Annotated in this window: 12 protein-coding genes; 3 read left to right on the top strand and 9 right to left on the bottom strand. The window is 37.3% G+C overall.

What is annotated here, in order from left to right:
- Positions 1–256: 256 nt before the first annotated feature.
- From DLK05_RS13475 to sufB, 9 genes are all read right to left on the bottom strand, one after another.
- Entirely contained in the window at positions 257–1,246 is a 990-nt protein-coding gene (locus DLK05_RS13475) for a GSCFA domain-containing protein (protein WP_127344534.1), read from the bottom strand.
- 5 nt (positions 1,247–1,251) lie between these two features.
- A complete protein-coding gene (locus DLK05_RS13480; RefSeq protein ID WP_127344535.1) occupies positions 1,252–2,091 on the bottom strand; it encodes an alpha/beta hydrolase in 840 nt (279 codons plus the stop codon).
- Positions 2,092–2,534: 443 nt separating this feature from the next.
- The gene (gene queG / locus DLK05_RS13485; protein ID WP_127344536.1) at positions 2,535–3,473 is read right to left on the bottom strand and encodes a tRNA epoxyqueuosine(34) reductase QueG; all 939 of its coding nucleotides are present in this window, start codon (positions 3,471–3,473) and stop codon (positions 2,535–2,537) included.
- Between the two features lie 444 nt (positions 3,474–3,917).
- Entirely contained in the window at positions 3,918–4,229 is a 312-nt protein-coding gene (locus DLK05_RS13490; protein WP_127344537.1) for a metal-sulfur cluster assembly factor, read from the bottom strand.
- Positions 4,230–4,235: 6 nt separating this feature from the next.
- On the bottom strand, positions 4,236–4,661 hold the full coding sequence (locus DLK05_RS13495) for a SufE family protein (protein WP_127344538.1): 426 nt from the start codon (positions 4,659–4,661) through the stop codon (positions 4,236–4,238).
- Between the two features lie 33 nt (positions 4,662–4,694).
- The gene (locus tag DLK05_RS13500; RefSeq protein ID WP_127344539.1) at positions 4,695–5,918 is read right to left on the bottom strand and encodes a cysteine desulfurase; all 1,224 of its coding nucleotides are present in this window, start codon (positions 5,916–5,918) and stop codon (positions 4,695–4,697) included.
- A 68-nt stretch (positions 5,919–5,986) separates the two neighbouring features.
- Positions 5,987–7,348 (bottom strand): Fe-S cluster assembly protein SufD, encoded by a 1,362-nt coding sequence (gene sufD, locus DLK05_RS13505; protein ID WP_127344540.1) that lies wholly within the window; start codon positions 7,346–7,348, stop codon positions 5,987–5,989.
- Positions 7,349–7,463: 115 nt separating this feature from the next.
- Positions 7,464–8,216, bottom strand: coding sequence for a Fe-S cluster assembly ATPase SufC (sufC, locus tag DLK05_RS13510; protein WP_127344541.1), 753 nt, complete (start codon positions 8,214–8,216; stop codon positions 7,464–7,466).
- A gap of 58 nt (positions 8,217–8,274) precedes the next feature.
- Positions 8,275–9,726, bottom strand: a complete 1,452-nt coding sequence (gene sufB / locus DLK05_RS13515) for a Fe-S cluster assembly protein SufB (protein ID WP_127344542.1) — start codon at positions 9,724–9,726, stop codon at positions 8,275–8,277.
- Between the two features lie 677 nt (positions 9,727–10,403).
- On the opposite strand from sufB, the gene DLK05_RS13520 reads away from it, so the two are divergent.
- The 3 genes from DLK05_RS13520 (at position 10,404) to DLK05_RS13530 (ending at position 14,578) form a co-directional block, all read left to right on the top strand.
- Positions 10,404–10,619, top strand: a complete 216-nt coding sequence (locus tag DLK05_RS13520; protein ID WP_127344543.1) for an HTH domain-containing protein — start codon at positions 10,404–10,406, stop codon at positions 10,617–10,619.
- Positions 10,620–11,121: 502 nt separating this feature from the next.
- Entirely contained in the window at positions 11,122–11,958 is an 837-nt protein-coding gene (locus tag DLK05_RS13525) for a GLPGLI family protein (protein ID WP_127344544.1), read from the top strand.
- Between the two features lies 1 nt (position 11,959).
- Complete coding sequence (locus DLK05_RS13530; RefSeq protein ID WP_127344545.1) at positions 11,960–14,578, top strand: hypothetical protein; 2,619 nt, start codon at positions 11,960–11,962, stop codon at positions 14,576–14,578.
- Positions 14,579–14,580 lie beyond the last annotated feature (2 nt).

Raw genomic sequence — 14,580 nt, forward strand, 5'->3', positions numbered from 1 at the left:
TTTTCCTAAGCTTTTGTCAAAGTTTTTTTAAGTTTTTTTTTAGTCCCTAATCAGCGCCTCCAATCTGCATCTTTAACCCCTTTCAAAACCCCCGCCTTACGTTTAAAGCGGTGCAAAGATAAATCATTTATTTCCCCATTTCCTAATCAATTCCTGTAGTTTTTTTGCAAAAATAAATAGCTGCCTGATACTCAGTAGCTATTTTTTAAGAGGAAAGGGAAAAACAAATTACAAAATAAAAAGGAGAAAGTCCATTCTAAATCAATAGATTTTTCCTCATCCTGGATCTTTCCAAATCAAAGACTATACTTGGGAATTGGTTTTCCAGATCTGACATATCCAATAAGACCTTGGTAATGAATTGCTGATGGCTTTCGGAGTCGGGATTAAAGGGGCGGTGGTTTGCTGCGGAGATAATTTTCTTAACTTTTTTCATCAAAGTTAAGGTGTCTTTTTCCATGTAGGTGTCGACAAAGCGAGACCAAATATATTTTTCAGTCAGTGTGTTTGTATGTATCATGTCATCGGCATAAAAACGATAGTCTCTCAATTCATCCATTACGATCTCGTAGGATGGGAAATAGGAAACCTGATCGAAGAGCTGAACCAACTGATCAACGGCAAGTAGAAGTGTGGCTTTACTCAATTGGTTACCATGTGCACCATCTTTCCAGTGCCGGATTGGACTTATAGTAAAAATTATCTTTAAGGATGGATTGTAAAGAGATAAGGAAACGATTAACTCTTTGTAAAGCTTTACTATTTCATCAACATCCAAGCGATATCTGTGAAATAATTTAGATGATTGTTTGTGACAATTAGAAACGATTTCACCGGTTTCCAATAATTCATACACCCAGGAAGTTCCGAAAGTTAGAAAGAGAATATCGGCATTAGCCAATTCCAGAGAAGCTTTTTGCATTTGAGAATTGATATTTTCCAAACAAATGTCAGCATCTAGATTAGAGAACTTGCCATGATGCGCATAACTAAACCACAAATCATTCGATAAATTCAAATCCTCTTGTGTAAAAACCTTTCCCTCCATTAATATTTTAAGGCTATTGCCAACACTAATGGGATTATAGATTACACCAAAAGGGTTGATACTCAAATTAAATTTATTCTCAGCCAGTATTTTCCCGATATTCTCGGCAAAACAAGAGCCCATAAGAAACAAACTAGAATGATAAGATAATTTTTCCGGTGATTCCGGAATATCCACTACGGTTCGAAAGATTTCCATACGGTTTAATTTTTCTCAAGAATATGATTCATCCAATCTAATACAAATTCAAATACCTGATTCTTTATTAGCTCATTGTGTAATTCGTGAAATGCGCCATTCCATAACCTAAAGGTACAGTTTTCCTTATGCATTTCCGCAAATGATTTGCTTGCTGCCGGGCTGGTTATCTGATCATCGGAACCATGAAGAAGCAGAAGTGGCTTTTTCAATTTATCAGCGCAGTGTAATATTTTATAACCCGCATCATAAGCACCGGTGAATAAAGCGAATGAAACCTTGTGGTGCACTAAATCATCCTCTTCGTAATTCCGAACCACCTGCTCATCGTAAGATAACATAGACGAATCAAATTTGGTGGTGACACTGACTGTTGGGACAATTCTATTTATTAGGCGAATAAGCGGAATAATAAATTTTGGTGGAGCTGCTTGCGTAATAATCCATGGGGAGGTGGAAATCACAGCAAGGTAATTGGATTTTCGGGTAAGCAAGTGATTCAAAACCTCTCCTCCCCCCATACTATGACCATATAGAAATACCTGAACATCCTTAAAACGCGCTGCAATTTCCTCCAAAACAAAATCAATATCATTCATTAAATCCTGATAAGAAGAGATCACTCCCCTTTTTCCGGAAGACAAACCATGACCACGTTGATCAAAACCAAGTACTGCAAAGTTTGCATTCACAAATCTTTCGGCCCAAGCCCAGTACCGGGAGCTGTGTTCTCCGATTCCATGAACCAAACAAATCACTGCCTTTGGTTTTTCATCGGGTTGCCAGATCTGTGCAAACAAATTACTATGCTCAGTGAAATTGAAATGCAAAATTTGATGCTGCATAAATAAGGAATTTAAAGCTGGTTTTTAAAACTATTTATAATAAGCTTAAATGTAAAAAGAAAAATGAACTCCACTTGAAGAAATATTATAATTCCTGTTTGATTCTGTTCCAAGTAAACAAAGCGGATGTCGCAGCAGCTAATTTTCTCTGCGCTGGTTTTGAGATTTATTGGTTTAAAATCACGTTGCTTTAAGGTAATGTATCGTAAAAACGATGTTCTCCCTCTTAATTTCGGCGTTATCTATGACAGATTGGCGATCATCACTCTTAGATTCGGTGTTACTACAGACAGAATGGCGGTTAGCTATATTGGTTTTCATGTTCTCTGTCTCAGTTTTGCGGTACTGTATCGCAAAATCGATGTCTTCGACCTCCGTTTCGGCGTTATCTACTTTGGTTTGTAAGTTTTTTAGCTAAAAAATAGAAATCTGAGAAGTAGAGTTTACTCTTCGGAAGATAAAAAATCGAGATTACGTTGAATCCCATTGAATTTAGTCCGCTTAACTGCGGATTTTTTGAATATCTCCCCAAATTGATGTGCATCTAACTGATACCAATTGGATTTGGAAAGAGCTAGTAAGTTGGGATTAGGAGTAAACTCGTCTATATTGTGCGGTTTAGCCATGCGATTCCAGGGGCACACGTCCTGGCAAATATCGCAACCAAAAACCCTGTTTTGGAATTTACCTTTCATTTCGGAAGGAATATCACCTTTTAATTCGATGGTGAAATAGGAAATACATTTACTCCCATTCACCACATAGGGCTCTGTAATTGCACCGGTAGGACAAGCCCGAACACATCGGTTACATCCACCACAGAAATCTGCATCAACAGGGTTCTCATATTCCAATTCCATATCGATGAGTAATTCTCCTAAAAAAAGAAAGGAGCCAATTTTACGGTTGAGTAGCAAGGAATTTTTTCCAATCCAACCTAAGCCAGCTCGTTTTGCCCAGGCATGTTCGAGCACCGGAGCAGAATCGACAAAGGCACACCCCTGAATTTCTCCAATATCGGTATTGATAAAATCCAGCAATTGATTCAAGCGATCTTTCATCACAAAGTGATAATCTTTACCGTAGGCATATTTTGCAATTACAGGAGCTTCGGGATCGGTTTGCACCTTGTCGGGATAATAATTGAGTCCGACAACAACGATGGATTTCGTATTTTCGACCAACAAACGAGGATCGAGACGTTTTTCGATATTGTTTGCCATGTATCCCATTTCGCCGTGGTACTCTTTCCCTAGCCATGAAAGAAAATGTTCCTTTTCATCTGCCAGAAAATCCGCTTTAGCGATACCGCACAAATCGAAGCCCAATTCGTAAGCCTTATCTTTAATAAGATTCGATTTTGCAGAAAGGGTAAGGTTCATGTGTTTCTAATTTTCTGGTTAAGGTCACTGAAAGATGCAAGTAAATTTAAACCTTCCAAAGGGTGAAATTTTAACGATTAAATTTAAATGCTCGTTTTATGGGATTAAAAATAGGCAAATGGAAGAATAAATTAAAACGACCTATTTGTTTTGCCTTTGCGTAAGAGAGTGTAGCGGCATCCTTTTGCGGAGGAACGGAGCAAAAGATATAGCGGAAGACCCGACCCGCAGGGTTACGCCCTATAAAAAATTAAAAAATATGACTCAAGGAAATAATGTATACCTTAAAAGATACCTATCATGCTAAAGACCCGTTTTTATATGATTTGTTTATTAACAAACTACATTTCAATTGTTACTTTTCAACTCAAGCCATTTAGGCTCCTACTTTTGATAACCCAAAAATACAAATGAAAAAAGGGCTAAAACAGCCCTTCAATATTTTTACAAAAACCCAAGTTCGAGTTTTGCTTCTTCGCTCATCATATCCTTATCCCAAGGCGGATCGAAGGTCAATACCACCGTAACATCTTCGATTTGCGGCAAAGCTTTTACCCTTTCGTTCACCTCTTCCAGGATCTGATCAGCCATTGGACAGTTGGGAGCGGTAAGAGTCATCAATACTTTTAGCTCATCCTCTTCATAAAAATCCAATTCGTAAATGAGTCCCAGGTCGTAAATATTTACTGGGATCTCGGGGTCGTAAATGGTTTTTAAAACCTCTACAACTATTGATTCTGTTTCCTTTTTCCCCATTGTATTTTATTGTTTACTTACGTGATGGTAAGCTAATCCGTACATTTTAATTTGTTTTACCATTGCAACCAAACCATTGGAGCGGGTAGGCGACAAATGTTGTTTCAATCCTATTTCATCGATAAATTTCAGATTAGAATTCATTATATCTTCAGGGGTTTGGTTGTTGAAAACCCGAAGTAATAAAGCTGCAATTCCTTTTACTATGATTGCATCGCTATCGGCTTCTAATTTCACGATTCCGTCTTCCAAGCTTGCATTAAACCACACTTTCGATTGACATCCTTTAATAAGATTGCTATCGGTATGGTATTTTGTATCCATACCAGTAAGATCGGTTCCCAATTCAATCAGATAGGCATATTTATCCATCCAATCTTCGAAGCCAGCAAATTCTTCAATAATCTGCTCCTGAATTTCGTTTATTGTCATATTTCGATTTCCTTAAAATATTCTAAAACTGGCTTAATGTACAAACATTTTACAAACCTTCAAGATTCCCTTGTACAAAGCATCGATTTCCTCTTTTGTATTATAGAAAGCGAAAGATGCCCGAACGGTTCCATCAATGTTGAAGTGTTGCATTACCGTTTCGGTGCAATGTGTACCAGTTCTCACTGCAATTCCCATTTGATCGAGCAACATACCCATATCGTAAAAGTGAATTCCTTCCACTAAAAATGAAATTACAGAAGTCTTTTGTTTGGCGGTACCAAAAATTCTCAACCCTTCGATAGAGCTTAATTTTTCGGTAGCATAGGCTAATAGTTCCTGCTCGTAGGCATTGATATTTTCCAATCCAAGCGCTTCGACATATTTGATTGCCTCACCAAGTCCGATTGCGGCAATATAATTTGGAGTTCCGGCTTCGAATTTAAAAGGAAGCTCGTTGAAAGTAGTTCCTTCGAAATGCACTTCTTTAATCATTTCGCCACCGCCTTGCCATGGAGGCATTTCGTTGAGCAGATCTTCCTTACCGTACAAAACCCCGATTCCTGTAGGACCGTAAATTTTATGACCTGAGAAGACCAAAAAATCCGGATCTAAGTCCTGAACATCTATCTTTTTGTGTTGAACCGATTGTGCTGCATCAATTAAAACGCGAACATTTTTTGCGTGTGCAATCTTAATGATTTCGCGAATTGGGTTGATGGTTCCCAAAGAATTAGAGATATGATTTACTGCCAGTATCTTTGTTTTAGCCGTGATCAAACCTTCTAATTTTTCCAGCATCAGCTCGCCATTATCATCGAAAGGAAGCACTTTTAAAATTGCTTTTTTCCTGTCGCAAACCATTTGCCAAGGCACGATATTGGAATGATGCTCCATTTCGGAAACAATCACCTCATCACCTTCCTGAATAAAACGCTCGGCAAAAGAATTTGCCACCAAATTAACTGCTTCGGTAGTTCCCCGGGTAAATATTACCTCATGAAGATGCTTTGCGTTGATAAATTCCTGAACGATTTTCCTGGCATTCTCGTTTCCATCGGTGGATTTATTACTTAAATAATGAACCCCACGATGAATATTTGAATTGTATTTATAGTAGTACTTCACCATTTCGTCGATAACCTGACGTGGCTTCTGGGTAGTAGCCGCATTATCGAAGTAAACAAGTGGTTTTCCATGCACTTGCTCCTCTAGAATGGGAAAATCCTTTCGTATTTTATTTATATCTAGCGTCATTGTTTTTTCATATTATAGAGACGTAGCATGCTACGTCTTTACAAAATTACCATTTTCAATTATTCATTCTAATGGTTGCAAGCAACAGCACAAGTGTTGCATTTCGAAATCTCCCCTCTTAATCTTTTATCCACCAACTCATCGATTCTTTCCTTTAGGGCTTCTACCCTGATTTTCTCGATAATTTCGTGAGCAAAAGCAAACATCAACATCTGGCGAGCTTCTTTCTCATCTATCCCTCTGGCCCGAAGATAAAACAAGGCATCTTCATCCATTTGACCTACTGTTGCCCCATGACTACATTTTACATCATCGGCATCAATAACCAATTGAGGTTTGGTATTAATTAGAGCTTCGTTGCTAAGCAACAAATTATTATTCGACTGATAAGCTTCTGTTTTCTGCGCATCGCGACGAACATTGATTCTTCCGGAAAAAGCTCCGGAAGCCTCATCATCCATCACCCCTTTAAAATGCTCGTTGCTCACACAGTTTGGTTTAGCATGATCAATGCAGGTGAAGTTATCCACATGCTGCTTGTGATCCATCAGATACATACCATAGGTATTGTTCTCGCAATATTCTGCATCCAGCAACACATGATGGTTGTTTCGAATAGTGCCACCATACAATGAAATTGTATTGGTTAACACATTGGAATGTGCATCTTGACGGATAAAAGTTGAATTCAATATTACCGAATTGAGATGTTGATTTTGCAGGGTGTACAAATCGAATACGGCATTTTCAGCCACGTTTATCTCGGTAACCGAATTGCTTAAATATTTATGATGTGTTAGAGTATGATCACAAACAATAATTTTCGCCTGGGCATTCTCCTCTATCACAAATAAGTTTCTTTGCGTAGCCAAAAGGTCACGATCGGAACGCAATAAATTCACCACTTGAATTGGCTTCTCAACCACTACACCTTTTGGTACGTAAATGAAAAGTCCATCCTTCGCCAATGCAGTGTTTAAAGCAACAATTCCATCCTCCCCGGGCTTTGCATATTTACCGTAATGAGCATTGAATATTTCCGGATATTTTTGAGCAGCCTCCTGAACACCACAAACAATAACACCTTTGGGTAATTCCAAAAGTTGTTTATTGTTTCCGTAGAACCAACCATTAGTTAATAAAACCATATTGGTATCCAGTTCGGGCACATCACATTGAAAAATCTCATTCAAATCTACATCCACCTTCAGATAACGAAGATTGACATTGTAAGGATGATCGAATGCAGGAATCAGGTTGGTGTATTTATAATTCTCGTTGGCACGAGTTGGCACGCCCAATCGCTCAAAATCCTGAAATGCTTTGCTACGGTTTTCATTCATTATTTCTGAAGAACCTTCCATAAGCAATTGCTTTCCCTGATTGAACAGATCGGCGAAATCCTTATTTATTGTATTAATGTCGGCCATTTTTTTTAAAGATTTTATATAGGTGAGATCAGATGATAGAATGCACTATTATCTGATTTCTCCCCAAATGATATCAAACGCTATTCCGTTCCATATCGTAAGGGCAATGCATCAACTATTTTTTGTTTTCATCCTTAATCCAATCGTATCCTTTTTCTTCCAACTCGAGCGCTAACTCCTTGCCGGCAGTTTTCACGATACGACCATTATATAAAACGTGTACAATATCAGGAACGATATAATCTAATAAACGCTGATAGTGAGTAATTACAATAGTTGAAGAATCGGCTGTTTTTAACTTGTTTACCCCATTTGCTACCACACGAAGCGCATCGATATCCAAGCCAGAATCGGTTTCATCCAAAACTGCCAATTTAGGTTCCAGCATTGCCATTTGGAAAATCTCGTTTTTCTTCTTCTCGCCACCCGAAAAACCTTCGTTTACCGAACGGTTGGTAAGTTTAGAATCGATTTCAACCAAGGCTTTTTTATCGCGCATCAACTTCAGAAAATCGGAAGCTTTTAAAGGCTCAAGACCTTTATGCTTGCGATGCTCGTTTACAGCAGTCTTCATGAAATTCACCGTAGAAACTCCCGGAATCTCGATTGGATACTGAAAACCCAAGAAAATACCTTCTTTTGCACGATCTTCGGGTGCCATTTCCAAAAGATTTTTACCTTGAAAGGTGATTTCGCCTTCGGTTACTTCATACAAATCTCTACCTGCCAATACGGCAGCCAATGTACTTTTTCCAGCACCATTAGGACCCATAATAGCATGAACTTCACCTGGCTTAATCTCCAGGTTGATTCCCTTTAGAATTTCTTTTCCATCAATGGAAACATGTAAATTTTTAATGCTTAACATTTCACTTTTATTTTGACGCGAATTCGCGTTAGGGTATTTATTGAACTTATATATTGAATTATCCTACAGATCCTTCTAAACTGATTTGAAGCAGTTTTTGTGCTTCAACAGCAAATTCCATAGGCATTTTATTAATCACTTCCTTGGCATAGCCATTAACGATCAGACCAATTGCATCTTCGGTAGAAATACCACGTTGGTTGCAATAGAAGATTTGATCTTCCCCAATTTTCGAAGTTGTTGCCTCGTGCTCTACTCTGGCAGTTTTATTTCCAATTTCGAGATATGGGAAGGTATGTGCGCCACATTTATCACCTAATAGTAAGGAATCACATTGAGAAAAGTTACGAGCTCCTTCACAGTTCTTGGTTACTTTCACCAATCCACGATAGGAATTATCACTTTTTCCTGCCGATATTCCTTTCGAGATAATGGTACTCTTTGTATTGTTACCAATATGAATCATTTTGGTTCCGGTATCGGCTTGTTGATAGTTATTCGTAACCGCTACAGAATAAAACTCACTAGAGGAGCCATCTCCTTTTAATATGGTAGAGGGATATTTCCAGGTAATTGCAGATCCGGTTTCCACCTGAGCCCACATTAACTTAGCATTTTCACCTTCACAGATACCTCGTTTGGTAACAAAATTAAAGATACCTCCCTTTCCTTCCTTATTCCCAGGATACCAGTTCTGCACTGTTGAGTATTTTACTTCGGCATTACCTTTTACTACAATCTCCACAATTGCCGCATGCAGTTGGTTCTCATCTCTCATAGGGGCGGTACATCCTTCCAGGTAACTTACGAAAGATTCCTCTTCTGCAATTATCAGAGTTCTCTCGAACTGACCGGTATTTGCTGCATTAATCCGGAAATAGGTAGATAATTCCATTGGACAACGAACTCCTTTAGGAATATAAACAAAAGAACCATCAGAAAATACAGCCGAATTTAAGGCCGCAAAATAGTTGTCGTGCATAGGTACAACCGATGCCAAGTATTCCTGAATCAAATCAGGATGTTCCTGCACTGCTTCGCTAAAAGAGCAGAATATGATTCCCCTTTCGGCCAATACTTCTTTAAAAGTAGTTTTCACGGATGATGAGTCCATCACCGCATCCACAGCAACACCTGCCAAATGTTTTTGCTCATCTAAAGGAATGCCCAATTTGTTGAAAGTCTCCAACAACTCCGGATCCACATCATCCAAACTCTCTAATTTAGCCTCTTGTTTCGGAGCGGCATAGTAAATAATATCCTGATAGTCGATTTCCGGCATTTTCAAATGAGCCCATTTGGGCATCGTCATCGTTTGCCAATGTCGATACGCCTTCAATCTGAATTCGAGCATGAATTCTGGTTCCTTCTTTTTAGACGAGATCAAACGAATCACATCTTCATTCAGGCCTTTGCCAATAATATCCGTTTCAATATCGGTTACAAAGCCATATTTATAATCGCTTTTTGTAACCTCATCCAATATTTTATCTTGTTCTTTTTTAGCCATAACACAAAATTTTTGATACTGACTGATTTCTATACCCCTAATTGACTTTTGGTCTGTTTTATCATTCTTATTCCATTCTGTTTACGATTAATTTCCATCCCTTCAATTTTGGACGAAAAGAAAAAAATGCGAAGCAGAAAAAAGGAATTGAGAATCACAGTTCAACAGCCCTTTTGAAATCAAGTGCAAATATATAGAAAGTATTTAAATATCTTAAGGATATACCCTGAATAAAATACTTTCAAGTCCTTAATAGAAGAAACGTAATGTAACACGAAAGGATACGTTTCCCATAGAAAGTTTTGATGAAGCCATGGAGCCGATTTTGAGTCGTCCCTATTTATTCTCAAACGCCTTTACAAAATCCAATAATAAATCATCTTTTCTACCCTAAATTTTCGCTTTTACACTTTCGTGAATTACGATTTGTAGTACCTTTTGTAAATCGATTCTTTATCCCTTGATTTAAAACAAAAAAGACACCTTATTATTGAATTCCACCTCATCCCTATTAGTATTCTATTTTTCACACATAATTCGAATATCCTACCTAAGGAAAAACAAACATTTTTTAAAATTTAACACAATTTTAGGGTTACCTTTTTAATATTTTCAGAATTAAGGGATGAAGACAATTAACAATTGTCAAATAAGTAACAACCAAATTATTTAAGAATATGAATTTTTCACTCCTCCTACAAAAGTCGGAACATATTAAAGAACTTGCAGCAAAAGAGAATACGGGTACACCCAAAGAATTAGCAATAAAACTAGACATATCAGAGCGTAGCTTATCCCGTATCATCAAGGCATTAAAAGACAATGGCTATCCGATTGAATACTCCATTTCAAAACAATCCTACGTACTTAAACAGGTAGCAATTGAAATTTAGCTTAACCATTACAATTAAACTTATGTCTTTTGTCTCCAACATTATCCTGGTAATTAATATTTGACGTTCCTCTTTTATGATTATTTAGAATCAATCATAAATATTCAGTATTCAGAACACTCAAAGCATCAATAATTACAGGACGAAGCAAACTTTCCAGCTCTCCAAATTAGACTTAATAAAAATAAACCCATCGCCGAATTGTGGCGGTGGGTTTTCATAACTTAGTATTCGAGTTTATAAATAATGCGCATTCAAAACTCAAAGCCCAAGATCTCGTTCGAGGAGACAAGGGCAAAATTAAAGTTATTTTATTTATTAATCTTTAAATTTTGTAGAAATTGAAAATATCATTACCAACCGAAACTTTCCATTTAAGATTAAACCTAGCTCCCATTACCCTGATAAATTCACTACAGAATTTACCGAATGAAGTTTTTTACTGGCACAGTAGTGCTGTCAGCAATTCCGAACCTATGTATTAATAAATAATTATTCACTTATGAGACACCTCCTTTTAGTTAGTCTAATTCTTCTTGCTATAATTTCAACACAAGCACAAAACAAAATCAAAGTAACAGATAGTAATAATAGTGAATTTACAGTGCTGGATACTTCGATATACAAATGCACTTACAGTTATCAATACACTTTAGACTCCTTACGTAAGGAATCGGAACGAACAGCTTATATGTTCCTGCAGATTGGATCGAAAAACAGCTATTTCGAAAGCGAATTTAATTACTATATCGACTCCCTTCTCTATTTAAAATCAAAAGGGCTTGTTTCGGAAGAAAAGGTTTCGGCAGGTTTCACACAGTATTATTCTCCAGGTCCTAACTATCATATCCTCCAAAAACACAACACTCCTGAAATAAAAACAATTGAATCTACAACCGAAGGAACTTGGGCAAGCGTAGAGAATGTTCAGCTTAACTGGAAACTAGGAAACGAAACAGATACGATTAATGGTTATTATTGCAAAAACGCGCACACAAGCTTTCACGGGCGTAATTATACTGCATGGTACACTCCTGAAATTCCTATGCCCTATGGTCCTTATAAATTCTTTGGGTTACCTGGTCTCATCATTAAAATTGGCGATCTTCAAAACACTCACGTTTTTGAACTGAAAAACATACAAAAACAAAAGTTTGACATGATTGTAAAAAATGAGAAAACTATTAAAATGACTCCAAAGCAATTAAAAAAAGCACTTCGGAGTTACCAATTAAGAGTAATTGAATTAGCAAAAATGTGGTTTGCCAACGATCCCGACAAAGTAGAAAAAACAACCAAGCGAATACTAAACGAGAATAATCCCATAGAACTCCAATAAATTGAATAAAATAGCAATCCTCATCCTCTTATTACAACCCTTCTGTGTGCTCGGACAGAGCACTATAAAAGGCAAATTATTTCACAACAAAAAAGAAGTAAGCGGAATATGTGTATTAGCACATCCGGCAGGAAACAAGAACGCACTTCTGGCGTTTGCAATTTCCCAGCTTGATGGAAGTTTTCAGCTTCAGCTGAAAACTTCTCTCGACTCACTTTGCATTACTACCAGTTCGGTAAACTATGCCGACACAAGCTTATTTATATGCAATAAAAATCAGACTATTAATTTGGATTTAAAGTCTGAAATCCACGATTTGAAAGAAGTATTGGTAAAAGCAGATCCTATATTTCGTAAGAAGGATACTATCGTTTATAATGTGGGAAGCTTTGCGAAAGCAAACGATCGATCGATAGGAGATGTAATTAATAAGCTACCGGGATTTGAAGTAGAGCGTAATGGCTCAATCAGCTATCAGGGAAAAAAAATCGAGAAATATTATATCGAAGGGCTCGATTTGCTAGAGGGACGATACGGAATTGCGAATAGAAATTTATCTCACAAAGCTGTTCGCACGGTGGAGGTTTTAGAAAATCATCAGCCGATAAAACTGCTCGACACGCTGGTTTTTTCGGACAAAACATCAATAAATATCCGACTGAAGAAGAAGCTTAGTGTGGCAGGGAAGGCGAAACTAGGCATTGGTGCAAAACCTCTTTTATGGGATGCCAACCTCACACCCATGTTTTTCAATAAAAAACAGCAAGCCATTGTCTCCTATCAAAGCAATAATATTGGCGACGATATCGCGGAACAGCTCCTTCCGCATTATTTCAGTGAAATGAAAAATGAGCCCAAAGAAGAGCTTCTTGGCATAATAGCCTTATCTCCTCCCGCCATCGCTAAAAATCGCTATCTGGATAACAACATTCACCTGCTCACCTACAATCACATCCTAAAACTAAATCAAGATGCAAGCCTTAAAATAAACACCTCGTATGTGAACGATTATCAACAACAGCAGGGAGCAATTCAAAATAACTATTACTTACCTGCGGATACAATATCTACCTACGAAGTCACCAAAAACAATCTATCGCTGAACAGATTTAATAGCGATTTGATTTATACCAATAACTCTAAGCAGCGATATATAAAGGACAAACTAAGTTGGAGCAAGCATTGGGACAAGAGTAGAGGTAACGTACAAAATGAAAATTCTGCTATTCAGCAATTCGCCAAAACACCATTTAACGCGCTCAACAATCATCTGAAATGGATTCTTCCCATAAACAGAAATCTTGTCACGATTAAATCGGATGTGAGCTATAATAAAACGCCACAAAGTTTAGATATTAAACCAGGTGTTTTTCAGGAGACTCTTAATGGATCAGAAAATTACGATGATGTGCAACAACATATCACACTACAGAATTTCACCAGCAAGAATTCGTTAAGTTTTACCCTGAATAAAAAAAGCTGGAGTTTCGATAATGAAATCGGCATTGAATATCAAAACAAACAGCTCCTCTCCTTTATGGAGATAAACAATAAGAAAAAAGAGGAGAACCAGTTTCGAAATAATTTGCGATGGAAGTATTTTTCCTCCTATTTCACCGAAAATTTCCGCTACGAAACCCCGAACCTCAATATCAGTTTAGAGATCCCGATAAGGCAGGTCAACTACAAAATAAATGACCATGCTTTACAAAAAACAGAAGCATTGAGCAAAATCATCCTCAATCCCGGATTTTATCTGAACTACAAAATAAGCGGATATTTCACTTCCGATGTATCTGCAAGTTATATCAACACTTTTGGTAGCAGTACAGATATACACTATGGATATTTGATGAGCAATTACCGCAGCTTATCCATTCGCGATATCCCGATTGAAGAGCGTGAAAATTGCAGCTACAGCACTCAAATTAAATATACCAACCCGATATCCTGTTGGTTTGCATCTATTCACTTCAACCAAACTTACACCACGCAAAATATTTTATTAGATCAAAGCATAACACCCGATGGCAGCAGTAAAATCAGTGCCTCGTTACAAGATAACAACAGTCAGCGCAGCCTATTGTTTTTTAAGGGAAGCAAATTATTTTCCGAATTTGGCACCACCATTTTTTTTAATGCCAGATACCAATACACCCAAAGCAGCTTGCTAAGTAATGCGGTATTAACCAAAGTGAAGAATGATTTCTATTTGCTGGAGCCAAGACTAAGCATCAGCAAATTCACATGGATGAGTTTCGATTATAAATATCAATATTCGCAGAACCAACAACATATTTCGGGAAGCATAAGCAAATTCATCAACAACAATCATCTTTTTAATCTCGACATATTTCCTGTATCGGGACATTCTATTGGTTTAGAGCTGGAATATTACAGCAGCAAATCAGATTACAGCAATAACAAAACAAATTTTGCCAACATAAAATATACCTGGAAACCAAAGCACACAAAAATGATTTTTGAATTAAAATGTTACAATCTTTTCGATGATAAACGCATTACCTCCTATTACAGTAATAGCATAGCATCTATCGAAAACAGTTATAGAATTCGACCACGACAAATAATGATCAGTCTGGATTTTCCATTACAATAAAC

This window comes from Ancylomarina longa, from assembly GCF_003996985.1.
Taxonomy (GTDB): domain Bacteria; phylum Bacteroidota; class Bacteroidia; order Bacteroidales; family Marinifilaceae; genus Ancylomarina_A; species Ancylomarina_A longa.